Here is a 24484-nt window from a genome sequence, read left to right on the forward strand (position 1 = left end):
GACATTTAGGACTGGTGGTAGGTACATTTTCTTTGGTGGAATAATTCCTTATAGTATATATATTACAATTAGTTTCAGAACAGTGATTAAAAGATAATAACCAAAGGAGGGGATATGTCTATTAAAAAAATGTTGAATAACTTGATCGTTGCATTGATAGCGGTTTATTCGTTCTCATTTGCTCAGTCGAGGGCATTTGTAACTTTCGATTACATGAAAGTTGAACCTGCTAATGTTGCTGAATATTTAAATCTTGAGGGTGAAGTGTGGAAGCCCGTTCACAATGAGTTTCAAAACCGTGGGATGGAGGTTTCTTGGTCTTTATATATGGTAAGAGGAGCTGGTACGCAAAATCACTACAATTATGTTACAGTTAGTGTATATGATGGTTTGGGAAGCTTGGATAATGATGCTGCAAAGCTGAATGAAGTAGTCAGTAGCGTCTATTCTAATGAAGAAATTGAAGGATTCTGGAATAAAACATCCGCTGCACGTTTACATAATGGTCAAGATGTCTTTTTTGTTTATGATCAAGCCCTAAAGGGTAAAAATAGAGAATTATCCGCTTTTAGTTCTGGTAAAATAGGCCAGGATATAACTGTTACCTTCATGCAAACTCTTCCAGGGCAGGATGCTGTTGGACTTGAGTCGAAATGGTGGAAGCCTATCCATAAGGAAAGAATTAAGCGTAGAGTTGTTAATTCGTGGGAGGTTTTAACAAAGAGATTTGTATCTCTTGGACAAACAAAATTAGATCACGATTATGTTACTTGGGAGAATTATACTACTTTTTCTACGATAGATGACTCTTATAATAGTGATAAATTCACCAATGCGGTAAAAAAAGCTCATCCAGATGTTGATTTTAGTGAAGTTACTGAAGCAACAGTAAAATCAAGGGATATTCTTAGATCTGAGATCTGGGAACTTGTAGATCATCTTAATCAATAAACATCAAGCCCCGCCTAGCGGGGTTTTTTGTTTGTGGGACAAATCGGCGCCCATTCGCCGAGATGGCCAGGCGGGATGCCAACCTGTTACCAATCGTTCAGACTCTAGCGAAATAGGGAGTGACGCCTACGGCCGATAGGTCTCACGTCTTTCGCTCCTTCTTCCTTAGCGCAATAAAAAGGACAATTTTAGATTCTTCCTGAAAATACTTTTATTGATTATCAGATAAGAATTTCTTATACTTAACTAAGTTAACATTTAATAAGGTTAAGGAAATTGATAATCAACCATAGGATAGCTGAAAACAGTCGTATCCTTGCCCGCCTTGTCCATGACGTTTCAGAGCGTGATTACTTGAATCACGCATCTACATTACCGCTCTCAAGATCTCAGTTTGTAACGCTAAAAATTCTTCTGTATACGGGCCCTTTCACCATCGGTGATATAGCCAGTACCATCGGCATCAGCCGTGCCGCTGCCAGTAAGAATATAGATAAGCTGGTGAAAATGAAGCTGGTGCAGCGAAAAGAGGTGCCGACCGACAGGCGTTCAACAAGGGTCTCTATCCTTGCCGCTGGGGAAATCATTGTAGAATCGTATGACGCCAGAAGAAATGAGAAACAGCAAAAAATCCTATCTTCATTTACCGATAGAGAGAAAACACTTTTCAATAATTTGCTTGAAAAATACATCCGTGGTGCGCTACAACATGAGGGTAACTTTGATCTGATGTGCCTCATGTGCGGTGGTGAATATGATGAAGCATGTGTCATCAAGGATACCAGAGGATTGTGTTACTATAAGGACATTGCGAATGTTGATGAGACCAATGGGAAATCGATATAACGAAGGGGAAAGCCATGAAAAATGATGATACCTTTGCCGATATTTTTGAAGCGAGAGGTGTAAGCCGGCGTGATTTTGTGAAATTCTGCAGTCTTATGTCTGTCTATCTCGGAATTTCGCCCATGCTCGCCCCCAGAATCTTGAGGGCTATGGAGAACAAGCCGCGGATCCCGGTCATATGGCTGCACGGCTTGGAGTGCACCTGTTGCAGCGAATCCTTTATCCGTTCATCCCATCCCATAGCAGCGGATATTATCCTCAATATGATTTCCCTCGATTATGATGATACACTCAGCGCAGCCGCTGGTCATCAGTTAGAGGAAGTGCGCAAGCAGATCATGGAAGAATATAAGGGTCAATACATCCTTGCTGTTGAGGGAAACGCACCCGTAAAGGACGATGGTGTCTATTGCATGGTTAACGGTGATTCCTTTCTCAATGTTCTGAAGGAGACGGCGGAAGATGCCTATGCTGTCATAGCGTGGGGGTCATGCGCATCGTTCGGATGTGTTCAGAATGCCCGCCCCAATCCCACGGGTGCTACACCTGTCAGCAAGATAATTAAGGATAAGCCGGTTATTAATGTACCGGGCTGTCCACCTATCGCTGAAGTGATGACCGGTGTGATCACACACGTGCTCACTTTTGGAGCACTGCCTGAGCTTGATCGCCTGAAGAGACCGAAGGCGTTCTACGGCACGCGTATCCATGACAAGTGCTACCGGCGGCCGTTTTTCGATGCCGGCATGTTCGTGGAAAGCTTCGATGACGAAGGAGCGAAGAAGGGCTGGTGTCTGTACAAGATGGGTTGTAAGGGGCCGACGACCTTCAACTCCTGTTCAACCGTTAAGTGGAACGAGGGGACCAGTTATCCCATTCAGGCCGGCTATCCTTGCCTCGGCTGTTCCGAGCCTGGTTTCTGGGACAATGGGCCGTTCTACACCCGTCTGGCAGACGTCGATTTTCTCGGCACGAATGCCAATGCCAATAAGATTGGTATGGTAGCTACGGGTGTTGCTGCTGCTGGAATGGCAGCACACGCCATTGGAACAGCAATTAAACAGCAGCAGAAAGAAACAGAAACCACCGAAACAGAGGAGGGCTAAATCATGGCCAGACGAATCGTTGTTGATCCTATCCCGAGGATTGAAGGGCATCTGCGGATTGAAGCCGTCCTGGACGAAAATAACACCATAAGCGATGCTTACAGCAGTGGCACCATGTGGCGTGGTCTGGAGATCATTCTGAAAGGCCGTGATCCCAGAGATGCGTGGGCATTTACGCAGCGAATCTGCGGTGTCTGCACAACTGTCCATGCTCTCGCCTCAATTCGGTGTGTGGAGGATGCCATTGATGCTGAAATACCACCCAATGCGCGCATCATCCGTAACCTGATGAATGCCACACAGCAGACGCAAGACCATCTCATCCACTTTTACCATCTCCACGCTCTTGACTGGGTGGATGTTGTTTCAGCACTAAGTGCCGATCCGAAAGCGACATCCGAGCTGGCTCAAGCTGTCAGCCCATCCTGGCCGAAGTCATCTGTGGGTTACTTCAAAGATCTGAAGGCCACGCTAACATCGTTTGTCGAAAGCGGCCAGCTGGGCATCTTTTCTAATGCGTATTGGGGTCACAAGGGTTACCTCTTGCCGCCTGAGGCGAATCTGATGGCGGTGGCACACTATCTGGAAGCGCTCGATTTTCAGAAAGAGATTGTGAAGATACACGCCATCTTCGGCGGCAAAAATCCCCATCCGAACTACCTGGTGGGCGGGATGGCTTGTGCCATTGATCCTAACAGTGATACTGCGATCAATATCGAACAGCTGAACCGGGTGAAGAAAATCGTCGATGATACTAACACCTTCATTGATCAGGTCTACATTCCTGATCTGATTGCCATTGCCGGTTTTTATAAAGGGTGGCTGTACGGCGGCGGTTTGGGAAACTACCTGTCTTATGGTGATTTTCCAGAGTCTCACGTAGAAGATACAGATTCTTTGCTCTGGCCGAGAGGCGCCATACTCAACAAGGATCTGAGCACGGTGCATGAGGTAGACCCCAGGGATGCTATGCAGGTTAGAGAGGAAGTGACACATTCCTGGTATGCCTATGCTGGAGGTGACGATCAGCCACTCCATCCGTGGGAGGGTGAAACCGTACCGAAGCCTGAGGCTGTGCCCAAGATGCCGTATAAATATCTGGACACAGATGAAAAATACAGTTGGCTAAAGACACCCCGATGGAATGATAATCCGATGGAGGTAGGCCCGCTGTCGCGAGTTCTCATTGCCTACGCTAAGGGCGATGACATGATCGTGGACACTGTGAACCACGTCCTGAAAACGCTTGACGTTCCAGTAGGAGCACTTTTTTCCACTCTCGGACGTACAGCCGCCCGCGGTATTGAGTGCAAACAGACAGCCGGGTTCATGAATCACTTCTACGATCAGCTGGTGGCGAATGTCAAAGCGGGTGATCATCAGGTGTTCAACGATGAGAAGTGGAACCCGGATAGGTGGCCTGCAGACTGTAAGGGGTTCGGATACACGGAGGCTCCCCGGGGAGCGCTAGGTCATTGGATTCATATCAAAGATGGGAAAATCGAGGATTACCAGATTGTAGTGCCATCTACCTGGAACGCCTCGCCGCGGGACAGTAAGGGCCGTTCTGGTGCTTATGAAGCTGCTCTGAAAGATACGCCAATGGCCGATCCGGAACAGCCGGTGGAAATTCTGAGGACGGTGCATTCCTTTGATCCTTGCCTGGCGTGCGCCGCTCACATTGTGGACATTAACGGCAATGAGATAACTACTGTCCAAGTAAGCTGATGGGGTTGACTATGCATAAGACAATCGAGGAACAATACGTTTGGCGCTTGCCGGTCCGTTTTTATCATTGGCTTAACGCCATCTGTGTTACACTCCTATTTATCACAGGTCTGTATATTGCGTCTCCGGTCCTGAGTCCTTCAATTGGCGAAGCAGTCTGGTATCACAAGATGGCTTGGTTCCGTTATGTTCATTTCGGCACCGCTTTTATCTTTGCGGCCAATTTCATGTTTCGCCTTTACTGGTCTCTTTTTGGGAATGATCCTTACGGACGCTTTGGAGGCTTTAGACCGTGGAGACCTGAGTGGTGGGGTCAGCCGTTTAAGGATCAACTTGCTAGCTACCTGTTTATCAGGAAGGAAGAGCCGAACTATTGCGGGCACAATCCAGTAGCAGCCCTGACCCACTTTCTCTTCGTCTTCTGTGGCTCGTTGTTTATGGTCTTAACCGGATTCGCCATGTATGGCGAAAACAACCCTGGTGGATTTCTAGACACAACCTTTGGATGGATGGTACTCGTGTTCGGAAGCAGTCAGAGCATGCACACGATGCACCATCTGGTGGCGTGGGTCTTTCCCGTCTATCTCGTTCTTCACCTCTATGCTGTGATTCGGCACGACATCGTCGATCGCTCGAGTGTGACATCGTCTATTATTACTGGCTATAAACACCGGGTTGAAGAGTGCCCGGAATTGGAATAGCTGGTCAAGGGCGACAGGTAGGACCGCGAGGTATATAGTATGTAGTATGTAGTGAATCTCGCCGTTGCAAAATGTGGGATTCAAAATGGTTGCCAGTAGCAAGTGGTGAAAATCAACGTCTTAGGGCTAGGCAACGTTCTCCATACTGATGAAGGCTTTGGTGTGGAAGCTGTCAAGCGACTTGAAGCCGCTACTGGTTTCGATGAAACAGTGGAGTTCATAGACGGAGGAACCCAGGGGATATATCTCCTCGACTTTGTGACTTCGCCAGACCGCCTGCTGATCTTCGATGCGGTGATTCCCAAGGAGAGTGAGGTAAAGGTCTATCTCTATGGCGGTGATGAGTTGCCGGCTTTTGTGCAACAGAAGATGTCTGCCCATCAGACGGGGCTCAGCGATCTACTCTCGCTGGCAAAGTTGCGCGGTGAGACACCCGAGGAAATCGTCCTGATCGGTATTCCGCCTCAGGACTTAAATATGCACGTCGGACTGAGCCCCGAGGTTGAAGCTATGATGCCTGAAGCGGTGGCGATGGGAGAGGAGGTCATTCAAAAGTGGCTGGCTGAGGAGAAGGCGTGAGTACACTGGGAATCATAGTATTGGTTATAGTTTCGGTTCTGCTGGGATTCTTCATCAATTCCGTGATTTACTATGCCAAGCAGGGGATGAAAGTTGGTGCTCCTGCGCCGGCATTTTCGGCAAAGCTTCTGGATGGAACTCGAATCAGCCAGACAGACTGGGATCGCCCTTCACGCCCGTTATTGCTCTGTTTTATGTCTCCGCGCTGTGTCGCCTGCCGCCGGCTCGCGCCCTTTCTCAACGGACTGAACCGCGAATACCCTGATGCTGACTTAGACGTGCTGATTCTGGGGATCAACGGCAGCCGGGCCGATTTCAAGAGGTGGCGGGACTCCCTGAGTCTAAACCTTCAGGTAGCGGTAGATGAAGATGGAACGACCAGGCAGCGATATTCTGTCTATTCCTTGCCGGCTGGATTCCTCATCTCAGCGGGAGGAGTTGTGAAACAGACATACAGAGGCTATCGGGCCGGTGACGACGAGATGTTCGAAGCGTTGTTTCGAGAAAGAACGGTAACATCAGCAGCGCGCAAACCCGCGGTTCCTGTTTCCTGATCAACTTCTTGTTCCGGAGAGAGATATTCGCTATGAATTCACCAAGAGAGGATAAGCTCTGTAAAGCAGAATCAGGAAGACGATGGAATTGATCACGTGGGCACCAAAGCACGGTCGGCAGGCAACCTTCAGCAGATAGAGCCCCCAAGCAAGGTAAATGCTGTAGGCAAACGCCAGCAAGACTATAATGAAAAGAACACCGGTGTCGGGTATCCCCAACGTGTTGCTGGATAGAACAGTCAGTCCCAAAGCCGGGTAATACCAAAGTCCCCAGAAAGCGTTTGAGCGGCCGAAGGTGGAACCGAAACTGGACTCCACGATCTCATCGCATCGACAGTCCATCATCTGCAACATTCTTGGCATCCACCAGACAGCTTCCTGTGACTTCTGGTGATGCACGCGGTGGAAGTAGAAAGAGGTCAGCCACCCTACTGATGCAGAAGCAAGCAGGATAATAATCAGTGCGCTTTCCAGGTCCACAATTGCCGCCTAAAAACCAAACAGTTTTATTGACGGTCCTGAGATGGTGATAATGATACCCGCCAAGGCATAGGCGTATTTTTTAATAGACTCAGTCTCATTTCTATCAGTCCAAGGATTACCGACCTTAGCACGTGCCCCATACCGCACAGGAATGTGACAAAGGTTATCTTCCGCAATGACCACGACCGGGCCCGGCTGATCATGATAAAAGGCAGGTAGTGGTCCGGGCCGATCAATGTATGGATAAAACCAATTAAGGCAGCGGTGATCAGCAGAATATGGTGTCCATCGCCCTAACAGATCCTGGGCAGCTGTTCGCCCACGGGCATATCCACGATGCGCTGGGCGCCGAGACCTGTTTTCATGGTCACAATCCCGGGATGTCCGGAAACCACTTCACCGATAATAACCGCATCTTTGCCGAATTCATGTTTCTGCATGGTTGCCAGAACTGACTTTGCTGCCTGCGGGGCCACTACGGCGATCAGCTTCCCTTCGTTGGCCACATAGAGTGGATCTATCCCCAGCACTTCACAGGCGCCCTGTACTTCCGGGCGGACGGGAATTTTTTCACCGTAAATTTCGATACCCAGGCTGGACTGGCCGGCAAATTCATTCAGCGTCGTAGCAGCGCCGCCGCGAGTTGGATCACGCATGGCATGGATCTCATCCGATGTTTTGAGCATGGACTTCACCAGCCCGTTCAGGGCAGCAGTGTCGCTTTTTACCTGGGTCTGGAATGACAACCCTTCCCGGCTGGTCATCACCGCCATACCGTGGTCGGCCAGCGTCCCGGAAAGTATGATTTTATCACCTTCCAGTAGGTTACCGGCGGAAAGGTTCAGGTCATGATTTAGAACACCGATGCCTGTTGTATTAATGAAAATCTTGTCCGCGCTACCCTTATTTACGACTTTGGTATCGCCGGTGACAATGGTTATGTTGGCCTTTTTCGCCGCTGCTTCCATGCTCACCAGAATCCGGTGAAGCAATTCCATGGGCAAGCCTTCTTCCAGGATGAAGCCGACACTTAAATACAGCGGTTCAGCGCCGCACATGGCCACATCGTTCACCGTGCCGTTGATGGCCAGTTCACCGATAGTGCCGCCGGGAAAGAAAATGGGATCCACCACAAAGGTATCGGTGGAAAAGGAAAGCCGTTTCCCGGGAAATTCCAGCACCGCCTGATCTTCCAGGGCGTCCAGGGTTTTATTACTAAACCGGGACAGAAAGAGCATTTCGATGAGCTGGCTGGACAATTTACCGCCAGCACCATGGGCCAGTTGGACAGTATCGTGATCCATGATCGGCAGAGGGCAGGAAAGGTTTTCAATATCCATCTGTTTCGTCACTTTTTAAATCCCCCTTTTTGAAAAGGGGGACTGCTGTAAGATTTATCACTGGAGCGCATTTTGATTATTGGTTTCATTTTTCAAAATCCACTAAGTTTTTGTTTATATTAAAGTTATAAGTTTCCCACTCTTTGGTATTTGAAATACGCCGAGCAGGCCCCTTCACTGGAGACCATCGTCGCGCCCAACGGATGGGTTGGTGTGCATTCTTTTCCAAATGCAGGACATTCATGCGGTTTTTTCAATCCCTGCATGATCACACCGCTGATACACAGTTCCGATTCCTGGGTATGGATATCGCCTACTGCAAACTTGAGTTCGGCATCAAATGCACGGTAGGAATCCTTGATTTTCAAACCGCTGGACGGGATCTCACCAATGCCGCGCCATTTCCGGTTTGATACTTCAAAAACGGTTGAAACCAAATCCTGGGCCGGGCGGTTGCCTTCCCGTTTGACGGAACGCAAATACTGGTTTTCCACCTCATGGCGGCCCGCTTCCAGCTGCTTCACCACCATCAGGATGCCTTCCAGGACGTCCACTGGTTCGAATCCTGTGGCCACGATGGGGACGGCATATTTTTCGGCAATGGGCTCGTATTCTTCCAGTCCCATGACGGTGCAGACATGTCCGGCGGCCAGGTATCCCTGCACCCGGTTTTTCGGGGAAGACAACAGTGCTTCCATGGCCGGCGGAACAAGTACATGACTCACGAGCTGACTGTAATTGGCGAGATTCTCCTTGGCAGCCTGATGAATTGCCATGGCGTTCCCAGGGGCTGTTGTTTCGAAACCGACGGCGAAGAAAACCACTTCCCGCTCGGCGTTTTCCCCGGCGATCTTGACCGATTCCAGCGGGGAGTAGACCGTTCTCACGTCGCCCCCTTCAGACTTCACCATGAGCAAGTCCTTCTCCGATCCAGGCACACGAAGCATATCGCCAAAGCTGGTGAAGATTACTTCCGGCCGCGATGCGATTGCTATCGCCTGATCGATAATTTCGAGGGGTGTGACGCATACGGGACAGCCGGGACCGTGAACGAGCTCAATCTCCTTCGGCAAGAGCTGATCAATCCCGTTCTTGATAATGGAATGAGTCTGTCCGCCACACACCTCCATCAGTACCCATGGTCGGGTTACGGTTTCCCTGATCTGTGCCAAAACTGTTCTGGCTACTTCTGGATTTCTGAATTCATCGAGATACTTCATCTAAGCCTTACCTTCATCAGTTGCATCCTGATCCACAGGATTGCCGAAAATATCAACCCCTTCTTCTGCAGCGGCGTCTATAAATTCGTTCCATACTTCATATGTTTTCATCGCCTCTTCTTCATTGATGATGGAAATGCCAAAACCGGCGTGGACGACAGTGTATTGCCCTACGGCAATATCGGGAACGTATTCGAGACACGCCTTGTTAATCGTACCGGCGTAATCAATCTTCCCCATCTGAAGACCATTTTCCTCAAAGATTTCAATTACCTTTCCCGGGATTCCTAGACACATAGCTTCTCCTACTGTTTAAGATAGTTTCTCCCAATGATCGCCTGTCCAAGTGCCAGCCCGCCGTCATTTGTCGGGACCTGAGAATGAGTGAAGACGTTCAACTCTTCGCGTTTCAGTACGGGAATCAACCCCTCGAAAAGTAACTCATTCTGGAATACACCGCCACTGAGAACTACATCTTTGATGTCGCGCTCGTCACTGGCCTGTTTTGTGATCTTTCTGAAAATCTCGATGAGTGTCCCATGAAACCGCCGGCTTATGGCGGAGAGTGACTCACCGTCAAGGACGGCATTTACCATCGCATGGATGATGGGTGCGATCAGTAACTCTTTGTGATCATCAAAATCTATAATTCTGAACTCAAACGGTTCATCTGTCTGACCTCCTGCCGCCTGCATGAATTCAATAGCCGCCTGTCCTTCATAGCGGATCGTCTGCCGACCACCACACATGGCAGCTGCTGCATCGAACAGCCGTCCACAACTGGACGTCTGAATGCAGTTCACATCTTTTGAAACCATTTCAATGATCGGTTCAATTTCGTGCTTTTCCATAAATGGAAGTTCCGGGATTTCGCCATCGAACGCTTTGTACAGATAACCGGCAGCGGTGCGCCACGGCGCCTTAATAGCCGCGTCTCCGCCGGGAAGTGGCATGGGCTGCAAGTGGGCGTACCGTTCAAACCCGCTGTAATCACCGATCAATATTTCGCCTCCCCAGATGGTCTCGTCCGTGCCGTAGCCCGTACCGTCCATAATGATGCCGATGACCGGTCCGGAGAACCTGTTTTCTACCATGCACGAAGCCAGATGGGCGTAATGGTGCTGAACGCCCAGAACGGGAATTTCCTTCTGTTCCAGCGTCCACCGTGTAGAGAGATAGCTTGGGTGCAGATCGTAAACGATCAGTTCCGGCTCTGTCTCAAAGATTCGTTCGAGATGTTCCACGGTCATCTGGAAGAAGTTGTACGCTTCCAGATTTTCAAGATCACCGATATGCTGGCTCAGGAAGGCGTGATCATCCTTCAGAAGACAGATGGTGTTTTTTAGCTCGCCGCCAACAGCCAGGACGGGAGGACCGCCGCTATTGATGAACACGGGACGGGGAGCAAAGCCGCGGCTGCGGCGGATCTGTCTCAGAGAGCCATCGAGAAAAATCACTACTGAATCGTCACTGCGCAAGTAGATGTCCCTATTGTGAATGAGGCGGTAGTCGGCGATCTTTTCCAGTCGCTGGAACGCCTCATCGTTATCGATGCAGATAGGCTCTTCGCTGTAGTTGGCGCTGGTCATGACTAGGGCGGCAAAGCCGTAATCCATGAGCAAGTGGTGAAGTGGGGTGTAAGGCAGCATGACGCCAAAGCGGTCATTGTCCAATGCTACCGATTGCGCCAGACCGTTGTCATGTCTCTTTGGCATCAGAACGATGGGCGTCTGTTGAGACGATAGAATTCTCTCCTCTTCCGCCGTGACACAGCAGATTGACTGCGCACTCTCCAAGTTTTTCACCATTACAGCCAGCGGTTTTTCTTCGCGTCCTTTCCTACGGCGGAGTTCCTGGATCGCCTTCTCATTTGTGGCATCAACAGCCAGGTGGAAACCACCCAAGCCTTTGATGGCAATTATGTGTCCGCTCATGAGCAGAGAGACCGTTTCTGCGATGGGATCATCCGCCCGGACTTCCCGGCCGCCAGAATCGTGAAGCGACACATGAGGCCCACACTTGGGGCAGGCATTTGGCTGGGCGTGAAAGCGGCGGTTGGTAGGGTCGTCGTACTCTTTCTGGCAGGCAGGACACATCGTAAACTCCCGCATTGATGTGAACGGCCGGTCGTAGGGGATGTTCTCAATGATGGTGTAGCGGGGACCGCAGTTGGTGCAGTTGATGAAAGGATAGCGATAGCGGCGGTCCTCTGGATCGAAGAGCTCGGTAAGGCAGTCATCGCAGACGGCGACGTCAGGTGAAATCAGTGTTGCCACGGCTTCGCTACCTTCTGACGGCTGGATGACAAACGCTGTATCGCAATTCGAACGTATCGATTCAGATTCAATATTCGTAATAACAGAGAGGGGAGGGGCTTTTGTCTGCAATTGGTTTAGAAAGTGATCAACCGCTGGCTGGGATCCTTCGATTTCGATTTCCACCCCGGAGGACGTGTTCGTAACAAAACCGGTTAGCCCAGCCTCTACAGCCAGATTATAGACGAAAGGGCGAAAACCGACGCCTTGGACGATTCCGTTGATAAGAATGCGCTGTCGTGTCGTGTCGTTGGTGGCCGTCACGGCATAAGAGGCATCGAAGCGCTATCCCCCCCCGCTGGCTGCTGCTTTAGATAACTTCGAGACAGAGGAACGAATCCACTCAAACCACTGCTCCAGTCCATCTCCAGTCTTGGCGGAAACTTCAAGAAACCCCAGATGGTGGTTGACTTGCAGTGCGTATTCTTTGCACCGTTCCATATCAAAGTCGACATAGGGAAGCAGATCTATCTTGTTGATGATGCACAGGTCCGACACGCTGAACATGGTGGGGTATTTATGCGGTTTATCATCTCCCTCTGTGGTGCTGATGATGACGATCTTGTGTGCTTCACCCAGATCAAACAGGGCCGGACAGACAAGATTGCCGACGTTCTCAATCAGGAGAAGAGATTGTTCTTTAAGGGTAAGCTTTTTCATAGCGCGGTTGATCATCGATGCATCAAGATGGCACCCGGTACCGGTGTTTACCTGAACCACTGGCACGCCTGTAGCCTCGATACGGCTGGCGTCTCGCATCGATTGCTGATCGCCCTCAATGACGGTAATCGGGTGCTTGTCCTTCAGCAATTCGATCGTCCGTTCCAGAAGTGTAGTCTTACCCGATCCCGGTGAGCTCACCAGATTAAAAGTAAGTATCTTCTTGGCTTCGAAAAAACCACGGTTCCTTTCCGCAATCAGATTGTTCTTGGAAAGGATGTCCTCTTCAACTTTGATGGTACGGCTGTGATCGTGTGAGTGACCGTGGTCGTGAGGGTGATCATGTGGATGCTCGTAGTGAGCTTCTTCCGGTGTAGTTATAGTGACACCTTCTTCCGGTTGGCCGCAGCCGCATGTTTCGCACATGTTACCTTCTCCTCTAATCTACCAGAACACTCTTAACCGTCAGTTCTTTACCCTGAGTGATATCAATCTTGAATCCACCACACACTGGGCAAGAGGGCAGATAACCATCTATCTCACAATCCTGTTGACAATTGTGACATCTCCCCTTGGCGGGAATCGAAACAATATCAAGCCGTGCGTCTTGCGCAAGAGTGCCTTTGCAAGCAGCGTCGAAACAGAATTCCAGAGAATCGATGACAACGCCGGCGAGTACGCCGATTTCCACCTCAATCTCACTGACTTTGTGTGCCTGGTTGTTTGTCGCCGTCTTTGAAGCGATATCTACGATACTGAGGGCGATGGACATTTCATGCATGAAAACAGACCTCCGTGTCCGAATATAAGCTTTCTACTGGTTAATCGCAAATATATACGGGAACGTCCTTTTTGGAGATGATGGCTTCGGTCCTGAGGTGGTAGAGTATTTCCAGGAAAACTACAAGATTCCACTTGGGGCTCATGTTGTAAATGCCGGTTTGAGCGTGTGAGAGAATATTAGATGCTATGAGTTGAGGTAAATACTCAAAGCGAAAGTGAAACAGGACATTTCGGAGTAATCGTTTTTACTATGACGAATTAAGGCTTTTGTATTGCTTGATCAGTCGGCCTTTTTTCACGTCTTTCGTTCTTTCTTCCGCGCTGCAGGGAATAGGACGTTATTGAGAATCAGCCGATAGCCCGGTGAATTGCGGTGCAGGGAGAGGTCGGTGGGAGGATCACCCACGAAGTGCTGGTAGTCCTCGGGGTCGTGCCCGCCCAGGAAGGTAAACGTGCCGCGCCCGAAATTGCCGTGAATGTACTTGACCTGCTCCTCTTCCTCCACTTCGCCCATGATCAGTATGTGTTGTTTAATGGTACTGCGCCGGAATCCTGTCGTCTGTCCCATAAATCCTTTGATCACTGCTACGTGATTCTGCGTCAGCATGGCGGGGACGGGATCGTACTTTGCCGAAAACTCAAAGAGGGTGAAGTAGTCGGCTTCGGCGCCGCGGGTGATAGGTCGGTCGCTCGACGGAATATCGATGTTCGAGAATTCGTAGATAAAGGGATCGGTGATGATCTCAAACTCGTGGAAGGCAAAAGATCTGGTAAAATCCAGTTTTTGCTGACTCTTTAGATCTGCCGGTGTGCCATCGAAAACACTTTCAACAATATCGACTTCCTCGGCCGCCAGAGCAATATCATACGAATCGGTAGCCGAGCACATGGCAAAGAGGAATCCACCCTGCCCCACATAGTTCTTTATTTTTAAAGCGACGGCCTTTTTCTCCTCACTGACGGTAGGAAAGCCGAGTCGTTGCGCCATCGCTTCAAACTCTTCCTGCTGCTGAACGTACCACGGCGCGTTGTGATAATTGCGGTAGAACTTGCCGTACTGTCCCGTGAAATCTTCGTGATGCAAATGCAGCCAGTCGTACTTGTCCAGATGACCGAGAAACACCTCTTCATCCCACAGAGTCTCGTAATCGACTTCAGCATATGTCAGCGCCAGTGTAACGGCGTCGTCCCACGGCTGCCTGTTAGGCGGCGTGTAGATCGCAATCTTCGGTGTCTTTTCCAAGAGGACTATTTCCATATTGTTGGCATCTATCTTAGTGTAGGTGGCAAGAACGGCGTCGTCGGAGATAACTTCCGCAGTGACGCCTCGCACACGGCACTCCTTGAGAATGGAAGGATTATGTTCTAGCATGAAGGAACCGCCGCGGAAGTTGAGCAGCCATTCCACGTTGATATCATGAGTAAGAATCCAGTAGGCTATACCGTACGCTTTCAGATGGTCTTTCTGAGCAAGGTCCATGGGGATCAGGATTCGTTCACCGGAGCTTGATGCGCAGACAATCAGGAATGTCAGTATCAGTCGTTTCAATTCAGGTCCGTCTCACTTTGAATCTGCCTGATTCTGTACCTGACCGGTTCCACGAGGACGCTTTCGGGATAAGTTTCGAGAACCGTCAGGTACCATTGGACGGCTTCCTGCGGCTTGTTCAGTTCGCGGTCGTAGATTTCGCCAATGGCGACAGTGGCCAGGTCACCTACTGGCGAATCTTGCAGTGCCATGAAGTCTGTGATGGCTGCGTCCGTACTCCCCAGCATGCGGCTGATCATCGCCTTTCTGAAGGTTGCCTCCGCCACGATGGGTGCTTGCGGATAGTTGTGTGAAACTTCCGCAAAGATCAGCTGAGCCTCAGCCAGCTTTGCCTGCTTCATAGCCCGTTCGCCTCTCAGATAACCGCGGAATGCTTTCCTTTCCTCTTCAGAAGCACGCACATAGTTTTCCTCCACAAACCCTTTAAGTTCGAGAGCATCGTTAAAACTGGCATCGGCGACATCCATCATTTCAATAAGATTATCCAGATTTGCAAGTGCCGTGTCTGTTTCGCCTGCCAGGAAAAGAACGTAGCATTGCTTCATGAGATACACCTGTTGATCCTCCGCTGAGGGTGTCTGGGTGAGCTGGCGCTCAAAGAATCTGCCCGCTTCATTCATATCTCCCTTAGCTACAATAACATCACCCACGCGGGTCGTAGCATCCCGCCGCAAATTGTTGTCCCTGGAGAGGGTCCTCGCTGCCTCGAAAGAGGAGAGAGCACCGTCAAAATCCTGCGTGATGCGATACTTGATTTCACCGAGTCGGTAGTGAACCTGGGGTGAAAAGGAACTCTGTGGCAGTGCCGTAAGAATTGAATCGTACAACGTAGATGTCTCTTCAAGGGGGAGAATGTCGGTGGAATTAAGTCTGTAGAAATGATCCTCAAAGAAGAGGTTATTAGGGAAGTAAACGGCTAACGGCTGGTATCCAATTTCGGGGACGATCTGTTTTTCATAGGTGAGGGCAAGTCCGTAAAGCGCTCTGCCGGTAAGCTTGCTATAGCGTGAGGCGCTGCGGGCGGTTCTATTCTCGGAGATAGTCTGGAGGATGGCGGAAAAGGCGTCCAGTGCAAGGGGCAGCTGGTTCTCTTTTCTCAGATTGTCCGCGAATTTGAGCCAGCGGTCAAGATCGTCATCAGATTGCAGACCTAACGCCTGATGATGATCGAATGCGCTGTCGTACCTGCCGATCTTGAAAAGTAAGTCACTGTGCAGCAGCAGGATGACTTCTCTGTTCTCATCTATTCGCACCGTCAATCTTGCTTCTATGAAAGGCACGCTCTCTTCCTGATCCGACAGTCGTAATAGGTAGTTGGAAATGGTAGGTACTTGCCTTGGATGATAGATTGCATAAGTGATGAATTCGTCCGTTGCCTTCTCATAATCCTGCAGTCGCGCATAAACAGTACCCAGTTCCAGCGAGAAGAAAGAGGGGTCATTGAACTGTTGTCTCCCTTTCTCCACCAGATCGTTAACCTGTTCTTCCATCTGATGTTTTAGGTACATCTGCAAGAGCACCTGGTAGGCTATCTTAGAATTTGAGTGTTGATGCAGCACATTGTCCCAGTACTCGAAGGCTGACTTCTCTTTACCCTGGTTGAGGAACAGTTCGCCCAGCTCCGCGTGACTCTGAATATCGTTGGGGAAGTGAGTCAGCCGCTCACGGATGAGCGTCTCCAGTTTATCAAAGGTTCGCAAACGGCTGAACATCGATTTCAGCTGAAGATAGACGCGGGTATCCCTTGGGTTTTCCTTGAGAAGCTCGAGATACAGTTCCTCGGCCTCCTCATACTGTTCAAGCCGCTCAAGGCGGACAGCTAACTTAAAGGCGTCCTGGTGCTCCATCAGCAGCAAGTTTGTGGCATTCTGAGCGGACGTTATCTCGATGGCCGCAAGAATGAGAGAGAAAACGAGGCATCTACTCATTTTGATCGCTTTCCCTTACTTCAGGCACTTCTACAAGAGTGTTGAAATAGGTCCTAATCATTTCCTGGTAGTCCCGTGAATAGCCGGCTTTCAGTGCGAGACTGAGCGCCTCCATGGCGAGATTCCTTCTCTGTCCCAGATCAGAAGGCAGGCCGGAGGGTCCTTCGCGGTCGATATCCACTGCCGTTGTCCCCTTTCGCTTCTCCGAAAAGTCTCTCTGTTTCATCGATCGCTGGGAGTCAAGCATTCTGGAAAGAATCTTTTGCTGGCGTTCCACGGTGCGCCGATCAACCTTGTTCAACTGAAAATCTTTAATGACTTCATCCATCTCCTCCGCGATTCCGCTGAGGGATTCGGTTCCCCGGCTCGATCCACGCATCTCTCTCATCAGCTGTTCCAGTGATTTTTTGAGCTGCTCCTGCTGACGCTGAAGTCTCTGACGCATCTGTTCCTGGGCGAAGGCGGCCATCTGCCCCAAGGCCAGTTGCAGCGACAGGTCGTTAATACCTTTTTGCTGACCGGCCATCTGCCGCATCCGCTCCATGAACTGTTCCAAGCCGGCTGCCGAGCCTGATTGCTCTATCGCGTTGATGGCGGCCAGTGTAGCGAGAGCGGCCTCATTCAGAGCAGAGACCGTCGTTCCCTGGCTCTCCACGGCTGCCCTGCCGTTTCTCTCCTCCAGCTTGGTGAGCGATTCATTCATTCCTGCTGTTGCGCGTCCGATGGCTTTGCCCATTTCAGGCGAGACTGCAAAAGTTTCGCTGGAGAGCTGCATAAGGGCGCCGATCAGTTGAGAAAGTTGATCCCGCAACAGTTGCTGGCGGTTTGCCATTTTGCCGAGACGGGGACTGTTTCGCGGCAGGTTCTTGGTCTCCTGCTGAAGTTCCTCCTGCTCCTTGGAGATATACAAGGTGTTTTGCAGTGCCTTCTCAAACTTTGCCACCATCGCTTCAACTGTTTCGCCACGAAACGACTCCCGAATATTAGTGATATCGGTGGTCATTCGGTTCAGGTTTTCGGCGCCTTGTATAGCCGATTGTGACCCCTTTTTCATTTCGTCGCGTCTCAACTGTCGTGATGCAGCCTTCAACTCACGGGAGGTCTCATCAGCTACGTATGACTGGGCCAGTTCTTCCAGTTCATCTGAGGGCATTCTTGCGAACGGCTCCATATCACGCGCTGCATCGCTCATCAGTTCCTTGATGTTCTCGAACTCCTGGCTGTTGCGTAACTGTTCCTCAGCAAGGTTCTGGGACTCACCCCGGTTTGTATCCTCTAAGGTTCTTTGGGCCAGGTTCTCTTGCCTCTCAGTGAGCAGTTCCATTCTGGATACCAGTTCATCGATTTTTTGCTCCGCCTGGATCCGTTTAAAGATGTCTATAAACCGATCAAGCTGACGTTCAACAGCAGTGGTGTTCAACCGAAAATCTTCAAGTGCCTGTAGAAGCTGTTCCGGCGTCACTTCTGTCGTCGCTTCCTGCAGCTGTTCCATCGCTTGTAGAAGCTCAGGAGTCAGCACATCCTGAAGCAGTTCATTCAGATTTCTGAATTTCTCGATCAGATCGGGAGAGAACAGTTCGTGTTTATCGGACTGTTCAGCAATTTTCTGCAGTGCCTCTTGGAGAGACTGAATTTGCTCAAGTTTTTCCTGCACCGTTTCGATGGACTTCTTCACACTTTGCTGCTGTTCCCAGTTCAATTTTTCCTGCTTCAGCGCTTCCAGTTCGATAGACTCCAGTACTTCATCAATCCTCTTCAATTCTTGCTGAATCTGCCGCGCATCTTCTTCAACGGACTCTTCCTGTTCCAGAGTTCTGGCATAGAGATCAGTAAGTGACGGAAATCTGGCAGTCAATGTGGGTGAGACAGCTTTCTTCGGTCCCGAGACTTCATCGTTGTCGTAGAGTTCAATATGGAATTCAAGTTCGTCCTCTGGCATGAGATTGAGACTGCTCACGTCCCAGATGGTGTAGACATCTTGGGAAGTTTCCTCCTTGGAGAAGGAATGGATGCTGTGGATACTCACAAGGTCGCGGGATTGTGTTGCGGAACCTGTTGACAGGTAGTCCGGGTGACGTGTTTCATAGACGATCTGCAGGTTGGAGAAACCGAAATCATCTTCAATATGCAAATGCACCGGAACTGTAAAATCACTGCCTAGCTCTGTATAGTCTTCAGGCAGGAGAACTTCCAGCGTCGGCGGCACATCCTCCAAGGCGATGAGGTGATACTCGATAGGATCCAGGTTACCGATCCCGCGGCCGTCAAAAATGTAGGTTGAGAATGTTCGATCTTCCATCAGAGATAGTCTTCCTGTGGCCCGGTTCCTCGTGACGGTCAAATCACTCTTTTGGCCAAACCCGGCCTCTTCTGCTTTAGAGAATTCCAGGTAAGCTCGCGAAAGTGGTTTATCTGACTTGAGTTCGATCTCCACTCCCGAACCTTTGAATCCGCGTATTTCCGCAATGTTGCCACCTTGCACAGAGGCCTCCAGACCTGTGTATGCAGGTGGATTGATGGTGACAGCAAACTGTTCAATGGTCGGCCGGTCGATAACAGTTATCCTGTAATGAGGAGAAGTAATCTCATCCCACGGCTGCCAGAAGTGAGTCGCCTTTACGTAAGCACGGTAGCGAAGATTTTGAAAGATATCCTGCAGTTCGTGCCGGTATGAACCATCTTCGGATGGAAACAGTTCTGTCACTTCCCTTTTTTCAGGTGCAACTACCTCTACCATGAGGTGATCGGTCACTTTGTGATCTCCCGTGGTTCTGAATGCGATAACAGCATTGTCGCCACCCATGAGTGCCAGATCGCCAACCTCACTTTTTATCTGGAAGGGGAGTGGAACAGAGAAGGTAGTTCGTGGATGAATCCACCGCCTTGCCGATCCAATGAACTCAGGCAGGAAGGCTAGTGCTGCAACAAGGGATAGCACCACCACTGCGGTCGCAGGCTGCCAGAGTTTGCGCGCGAATGTATTGGACAGAACAGAAAGCGGGTCGAGAGTCTCCAGCCTGGTTAATATGCGGGAGATGAAGTCCGAAGCGAGATCGCTGGAAAACGGTTCAGCTTGAGTGAGAGAATCCTCCAACTGATAGGCATTGAGTACCTTGTCTTGCTTCTCAAAGGCTTGCGTACCAACTTGCAAAGCACATTTCTCAATAGAGTATCTGGAGACCCCGTTCATCTTAATCAAAGTAGTGAGGATTAAAGCTGCAGCCGCAACACCGATAAAAATTATTAGTCCGCTGATCCAGAAGCCGTAGCGGATAGGGGCAGGAAGCCAAAAGAGAGCCTCCAGCGCCAGGAGTGAAACGACTGCCACCACCGCAACTGGTATAAGTATCCAGGCTGATGCCACCAGATCGTTCCTGATGAGCCGGCGCTGGAAAGGTTTCAGTTTTGTAGCGATCCTGTTCATAGCTACTGGGTCAAGGCGTAAAAGAAGATGTTGGTTCCCATTTTCATTGCTGCCAGATGTTTCTCTTCCGGATCACTGTGAACGGATGGGTCTTCCCAGCCGTCGCCAAGATCGGTCTCGAAAGTGTAGAAGATCATGAGCCGATTACTGTCAAATAATCCTAAACCCTGAGGCGACTTTCCGTCGTGTTCATGGATTTTGGGCAGACCGTTGGGAAACTTGAACGGCAAACTGTATATAGGGTGATCAAAAGGGAGTTCCACCCACGCTTTGTCTGGGAACACTCGATTCATCTCGCGCCGGAATGAAGCGTCCATGCCGTAGTTGTCGTCTGCATGGAGAAAGCCGCCGGCTAGGAGATATCTCCTCAACCGTTCCACCTCGCGATCTGAAAAACGGATGTTTCCATGACCTGTGATGTAGAGATAGGGGTAACTGAAGATTTCATCATCTTGCAGCGAATATCTCGCTTCCAGCGGTGAGATCACGATATTGGTGTTGTCTGCAATGAACTTGAGCAGATTGGGGAGGGAGCTAGGATCGCTGTACCAGTCACCGCCGCCGGAGTACCGCAGACGGCATATGGTTAGCGTGCCGTTCTCTTTTGCCAAAGTTGAATTGGCGAGAAGTATAAAGATGAACAAGCCGGTTGTCAGCCAGCGAAGTTTTTTGGTAGAATTCGGTAACAGCATCATGTTCAGTTTTTCACCTTAAATAAGTTACGAAAGGCATTGGTTCCCGAACCGGAAAATTTCACCGTGTAGTTAGTGTGAAACTAACCCTTGGATAAAAACGGAGAGGCTGGTACTTTAATCCAATCATGCGTTATTCAAACGTCAAACGGATAGTTCTTCTTCTGTCTCTCGGCTTATTGTGTCAGCCTTTAGCGGTTTACGGACAGGAAGAGAAGGAGAAAGAGGAGAAAACGTCCCGCATTAAAGGGTTCGCACAGAAGATTAAACTCAACCTGGTCAAGTTCAAGCTCTCTTCGCCGAGGGAGATCTATTCTGCCGTCAAAGATGGTGACAATCCGGCATTTGAGGCAGTTTTCCGCCCGCTGGAATTTCGCGAACCGATAATGACAATTCCCGCCGAGGGACGCTACGGCGTCGGTTTCTACGGTTGGAAAGGGCTGAATCCTCTCGCCATAGGCCCGAAGACGATCTCTTATGAAACAGATACTCTATCGACTCTCTCCTCCATCGGATTCACAGGGCGCATGGGTACGTTTTTAGAATTCGACGCTGTGCAGACGAATCTCTCTTATGCCCTGTTCAAGAAGAGCTATGTTGACTTTCTTACCGGCTTCGGTCTCAGGTACAGTTCAATTCTACCACTGCCGAGGATGGAACTCACCGATGCAATCCTGATCACAGGCGCTCCCGAAGTACCTACTTCGTGGGGCGTTGAGAAGACGTTCTCTCCGTCAGCACTTGAGGCAAATGTCGTCTCCTCATTTATCCTGCAGTGGCGTCCAAAATGGTTCATCCACTTAAAATATTCCTACGGACTCAATTATATGCGGTTCTACAAAGATGACGTCATGAACAGCACGCCGTACGGTCTTGGTCGATCATCGGCCTATTCGGTAGGATTGAAGATAATCAGGGAGACCGCGCGGGAGGCTCGGTATGCTTGGGGAATCGAGTTCAGGCACGTCTTTCACAACGTATCAACCATCAAGGATCCAGACAATGTGACCCCCATCTCAGCCATGCAGTTACCCAATCTGGGACTTTATTTCACTTTCAGCGCTTTCTACGGCGGAAGAACCACGGTAGGCGATGTGGGGAAGAAGCTGTTCCTTAATAGAGATTACGTCGCTGCCAAGCCAAAGCTTGTTCAATTCATCAACACTTACCCAGATCACGCCAGAGCGGACAGAGCGAAAAAACTTCTGGCGCTGACAAATAAACGGATTCCGCAACAGCTCTATGCTGAAGGGCTGAATCTCGAAGACCGCACTAAAATGGACGAAGCTGTGACGAAGTATCTTGATGCGACCAGGACAGCCGATGAAGAGTTAGGCAAGACGCTCGCCATAGAACTGGAAAACATGGCCAAGTATTATATACAAGCAGCGGACAGCCTGGTCAAGGAAGGGAAAAATGATGAAGCCATCCAGATGGCACGGAAGGCGGCGGCGATTTCCGAGTGGGGCAAGGATGCGCAGCGAAAACTTGTGGGTAAGATCTATCTTGTGCAGGGAAACAGCCTCGCCCTGTCAGGACTATACCACATGGCGCTGGCAAAGTATGTTGAAGCTTTGAAACTGAACCCCGGATTGAAAGATAAAGTCCGTAAGGCGGAACTCGAGGCCGCTGTCGGTATGGTGGAAGACGTCAATACTGCCCACGATGAAGCTTCGTTGCGAGTTGCCCTTGAATCGCTTCGTCAGGTAAAGGAGATACTGCGCGAGCCGGACTACAGGTTTGACGAAGTAGTCATGAAGTTAGAGAAACAGCTTAGAGCGGTGGAAGACGGTCGCGTGCGCAAGCTGATGGTTGACTCCATGCACGAAGCGAGACAGGAAATCATCCGGCGGCATGAACCGAGAGTGACGGAGGGAATGCTTGTGTCAGAGGTTCAGGATATTCTTGGCGATCCCCATGAAGTGGTGCAAAGAGAAGGAGTAAAGGATCAGAACTATCAGATGTGGATCTATTATCTTGCGGACAAGAAGAAAAAGCTGCTTTACTTCGAGAACTACGTGCTTTATAAGATTGAGGAGGGGTAGGGGACTAGTCCATCTACTCCCGCTGTTGCGGGATATGATGGATAAATGAGTGGTTAGCAGTCGCGAGTTCAAATCTCGCCGCTCCGACCGTAAAAGCCTTCCAATGGAAGGCTTTTTGTTATTTCTAACTTGTTTAGATGCGAACGTTTTAACAGCTTGACTTAGATAAGTTTAAAACTAATGTGATGATCGTTATGTCTTTATTTTTTTTTCATTTTTTCACTTTTCTTCATTATTTAAGCTGTTTTTAAGTGGTTTTTAAGGTTTTCTTTAAGTCTCATTAGTTAAACTGTAATTAGAATAATGAATGAGCAGTGGCACAAAACAGTCCAGTGGAATCATACATTGGTGAAATCATAGCCGGTATTCTGGCGCGGTGATTCTAGAATTGCAAGAATAGGGAGGTCTAACAATGATCAGAAAAGATGCACTCGTTTTATTTTTTTCTATTTCCGCTCTTCTTTTGGCTTCGGAAAGGTCCACTGACAACAAGCATCTTAAACAAGCCGATGCTGTGCCTCTTTCAGATGAGGAGAAACAGGTTCACCACAGACTCTATTCAGGGGATAAACTGTACCCCGGTGCTGTCATTAAGGATTTTGACTTTGATAGAATTCTTTCGCTTAATAGAAGTCGGGAGGGGTCAAGTTCTGCCTCAAAGAAATTCTCACGATCTGAAAAATTAAGGAATAGAGGCAACACCAGCTTTATGCGATCAACACCCAGCACAGATATGAGACACATAGATCATGAACCTCAAAAACTTAGCGGGTCTCAAAATTTCCTGGCCCAGGGCTATTTTCCGCAGGTAGCTATAGCTGAAAACGGTCATATATATGTTGTTTACATGACGAACGAATCTGAAAACACCGAATATTTATCGTTTTATGTTTACAAGTCCGCTGATGGAGGAGAAACCTGGACCTATGTGGGTGGTGTTTATAACACCAGCACAGATATTAATTATCCGGATATTGAAGTGCTAGATGACAGATTAATTGTTGTTTTCGAAGTTGCTGGCAAACTTAATTTTTACACGAGAGAACTTGAAGATGAAGGATATGAGTTTTATGAAATTGCTTTGCCAGACAATTACGATCTTTGGTGGGGATCAATAACATCTGACAAATTTTACTACGGTTTTGATGATACTTGGTTATACCTCTCTTATGCAGCTACGGACACAGTAAATCAAAAGAGGGATGTCTTCACTACACAATTAACTGACCCGACAAAAACCAACTGGACGACCCCAGTAAAGCTTACCGATGGCGAACTTGGAGCGATGAGACCAGGAATTGCCATAGCGTATACTACGGAAGAAGCTTATGCTGATTCAGAATGGGTTGTCACGACATGGCGAGATACACTGTACAATGGCTATGCGGGAAGAGTTGATATTTATTCCAAAACTACACACACTGAAATAGTTATACCATCAGAGTCAGGTACGGAAGGGTGGGGTTCCTGGGCACCTGCTGTTGCGGCGTACTGGAATAAAGTTTTTGTTTCTTCATCACTTTGGTGGGGAACAGATAACACTACCAATGAATATGATGACATCTCATGGACTTTCAGTG

Annotated in this window: 20 protein-coding genes; 9 read left to right on the top strand and 11 right to left on the bottom strand. The window is 49.3% G+C overall.

Annotated elements, in window-relative coordinates; genetic code table 11:
* The first annotated feature begins 114 nt into the window (after positions 1-114).
* The 7 genes from QF669_03800 (at position 115) to QF669_03830 (ending at position 6465) form a co-directional block, all read left to right on the top strand.
* Positions 115-951 (top strand): hypothetical protein, encoded by an 837-nt coding sequence (locus tag QF669_03800; GenBank protein MDP6456568.1) that lies wholly within the window; start codon positions 115-117, stop codon positions 949-951.
* Positions 952-1227: 276 nt separating this feature from the next.
* Positions 1228-1797 carry a MarR family transcriptional regulator gene (locus QF669_03805; protein MDP6456569.1) on the top strand — a complete coding sequence of 190 codons (570 nt, stop codon included), beginning with the start codon at positions 1228-1230 and terminating at the stop codon, positions 1795-1797.
* Between the two features lie 14 nt (positions 1798-1811).
* Positions 1812-2903, top strand: coding sequence for a hydrogenase small subunit (locus tag QF669_03810; protein MDP6456570.1), 1092 nt, complete (start codon positions 1812-1814; stop codon positions 2901-2903).
* A gap of 3 nt (positions 2904-2906) precedes the next feature.
* Positions 2907-4631 carry a nickel-dependent hydrogenase large subunit gene (locus tag QF669_03815; GenBank protein MDP6456571.1) on the top strand — a complete coding sequence of 575 codons (1725 nt, stop codon included), beginning with the start codon at positions 2907-2909 and terminating at the stop codon, positions 4629-4631.
* An 11-nt stretch (positions 4632-4642) separates the two neighbouring features.
* Positions 4643-5332 (top strand): Ni/Fe-hydrogenase, b-type cytochrome subunit, encoded by a 690-nt coding sequence (gene cybH / locus QF669_03820; GenBank protein ID MDP6456572.1) that lies wholly within the window; start codon positions 4643-4645, stop codon positions 5330-5332.
* A 102-nt stretch (positions 5333-5434) separates the two neighbouring features.
* Positions 5435-5911 (top strand): HyaD/HybD family hydrogenase maturation endopeptidase, encoded by a 477-nt coding sequence (locus QF669_03825; GenBank protein MDP6456573.1) that lies wholly within the window; start codon positions 5435-5437, stop codon positions 5909-5911.
* Positions 5908-6465 carry a TlpA disulfide reductase family protein gene (locus QF669_03830; GenBank protein ID MDP6456574.1) on the top strand — a complete coding sequence of 186 codons (558 nt, stop codon included), beginning with the start codon at positions 5908-5910 and terminating at the stop codon, positions 6463-6465. Before QF669_03825 ends, QF669_03830 begins: the two co-directional genes overlap by 4 nt.
* Positions 6466-6495: 30 nt before the next feature.
* Here QF669_03830 and QF669_03835 read toward each other — a convergent pair whose 3' ends face one another.
* From QF669_03835 to QF669_03885, 11 genes are all read right to left on the bottom strand, one after another.
* Positions 6496-6945: a vitamin K epoxide reductase family protein gene (locus QF669_03835; protein MDP6456575.1), complete on the bottom strand. Its 450-nt coding sequence runs from the start codon at positions 6943-6945 to the stop codon at positions 6496-6498.
* Between the two features lie 296 nt (positions 6946-7241).
* Entirely contained in the window at positions 7242-8288 is a 1047-nt protein-coding gene (hypE, locus tag QF669_03840; GenBank protein MDP6456576.1) for a hydrogenase expression/formation protein HypE, read from the bottom strand.
* Between the two features lie 125 nt (positions 8289-8413).
* Positions 8414-9508, bottom strand: coding sequence for a hydrogenase formation protein HypD (gene hypD / locus QF669_03845; GenBank protein ID MDP6456577.1), 1095 nt, complete (start codon positions 9506-9508; stop codon positions 8414-8416).
* On the bottom strand, positions 9509-9805 hold the full coding sequence (locus QF669_03850; GenBank protein ID MDP6456578.1) for a HypC/HybG/HupF family hydrogenase formation chaperone: 297 nt from the start codon (positions 9803-9805) through the stop codon (positions 9509-9511).
* An 8-nt stretch (positions 9806-9813) separates the two neighbouring features.
* Entirely contained in the window at positions 9814-12087 is a 2274-nt protein-coding gene (gene hypF, locus QF669_03855) for a carbamoyltransferase HypF (GenBank protein MDP6456579.1), read from the bottom strand.
* Positions 12088-12108: 21 nt separating this feature from the next.
* Entirely contained in the window at positions 12109-12909 is an 801-nt protein-coding gene (gene hypB / locus QF669_03860) for a hydrogenase nickel incorporation protein HypB (GenBank protein ID MDP6456580.1), read from the bottom strand.
* Positions 12910-12922: 13 nt separating this feature from the next.
* A complete protein-coding gene (hypA, locus tag QF669_03865; protein MDP6456581.1) occupies positions 12923-13264 on the bottom strand; it encodes a hydrogenase maturation nickel metallochaperone HypA in 342 nt (113 codons plus the stop codon).
* A gap of 297 nt (positions 13265-13561) precedes the next feature.
* Positions 13562-14815, bottom strand: a complete 1254-nt coding sequence (locus QF669_03870; GenBank protein MDP6456582.1) for an asparagine synthetase B — start codon at positions 14813-14815, stop codon at positions 13562-13564.
* Complete coding sequence (locus tag QF669_03875) at positions 14812-16743, bottom strand: hypothetical protein (GenBank protein MDP6456583.1); 1932 nt, start codon at positions 16741-16743, stop codon at positions 14812-14814. Before QF669_03875 ends, QF669_03870 begins: the two co-directional genes overlap by 4 nt.
* Positions 16736-20167, bottom strand: a complete 3432-nt coding sequence (locus QF669_03880) for a hypothetical protein (protein MDP6456584.1) — start codon at positions 20165-20167, stop codon at positions 16736-16738. The genes QF669_03875 and QF669_03880 overlap by 8 nt, the downstream gene beginning before the upstream one ends.
* A gap of 2 nt (positions 20168-20169) precedes the next feature.
* The gene (locus QF669_03885; GenBank protein ID MDP6456585.1) at positions 20170-20862 is read right to left on the bottom strand and encodes a DUF4159 domain-containing protein; all 693 of its coding nucleotides are present in this window, start codon (positions 20860-20862) and stop codon (positions 20170-20172) included.
* A gap of 125 nt (positions 20863-20987) precedes the next feature.
* Between QF669_03885 and QF669_03890 the strand changes: the two genes are divergently transcribed.
* On the top strand, positions 20988-22904 hold the full coding sequence (locus tag QF669_03890; protein ID MDP6456586.1) for a hypothetical protein: 1917 nt from the start codon (positions 20988-20990) through the stop codon (positions 22902-22904).
* A 412-nt stretch (positions 22905-23316) separates the two neighbouring features.
* Positions 23317-24484: sialidase family protein (locus QF669_03895; protein MDP6456587.1), on the top strand; the 1168-nt coding region annotated here is incomplete at its 3' end.

This window comes from Candidatus Neomarinimicrobiota bacterium, assembly GCA_030743815.1.
In the GTDB taxonomy this organism is placed as follows: Bacteria; Fidelibacterota; Marinisomatia; order Marinisomatales; family S15-B10; genus UBA2146.

Coding starts and splice junctions, on each gene's coding strand:
- QF669_03800 (MDP6456568.1), top strand. CDS start 115: ATGTCTATTAAAAAAATGTTGAATAACTTGATCGTTGCATTGATAGCG.
- QF669_03810 (MDP6456570.1), top strand. CDS start 1,812: ATGAAAAATGATGATACCTTTGCCGATATTTTTGAAGCGAGAGGTGTA.
- QF669_03815 (MDP6456571.1), top strand. CDS start 2,907: ATGGCCAGACGAATCGTTGTTGATCCTATCCCGAGGATTGAAGGGCAT.
- cybH (MDP6456572.1), top strand. CDS start 4,643: ATGCATAAGACAATCGAGGAACAATACGTTTGGCGCTTGCCGGTCCGT.
- hypE (MDP6456576.1), bottom strand. CDS start 8,288: ATGGATATTGAAAACCTTTCCTGCCCTCTGCCGATCATGGATCACGAT.
- hypD (MDP6456577.1), bottom strand. CDS start 9,508: ATGAAGTATCTCGATGAATTCAGAAATCCAGAAGTAGCCAGAACAGTT.
- QF669_03850 (MDP6456578.1), bottom strand. CDS start 9,805: ATGTGTCTAGGAATCCCGGGAAAGGTAATTGAAATCTTTGAGGAAAAT.
- hypB (MDP6456580.1), bottom strand. CDS start 12,909: ATGTGCGAAACATGCGGCTGCGGCCAACCGGAAGAAGGTGTCACTATA.
- hypA (MDP6456581.1), bottom strand. CDS start 13,264: ATGCATGAAATGTCCATCGCCCTCAGTATCGTAGATATCGCTTCAAAG.
- QF669_03875 (MDP6456583.1), bottom strand. CDS start 16,743: ATGAGTAGATGCCTCGTTTTCTCTCTCATTCTTGCGGCCATCGAGATA.
- QF669_03880 (MDP6456584.1), bottom strand. CDS start 20,167: ATGAACAGGATCGCTACAAAACTGAAACCTTTCCAGCGCCGGCTCATC.
- QF669_03885 (MDP6456585.1), bottom strand. CDS start 20,862: ATGATGCTGTTACCGAATTCTACCAAAAAACTTCGCTGGCTGACAACC.
- QF669_03890 (MDP6456586.1), top strand. CDS start 20,988: ATGCGTTATTCAAACGTCAAACGGATAGTTCTTCTTCTGTCTCTCGGC.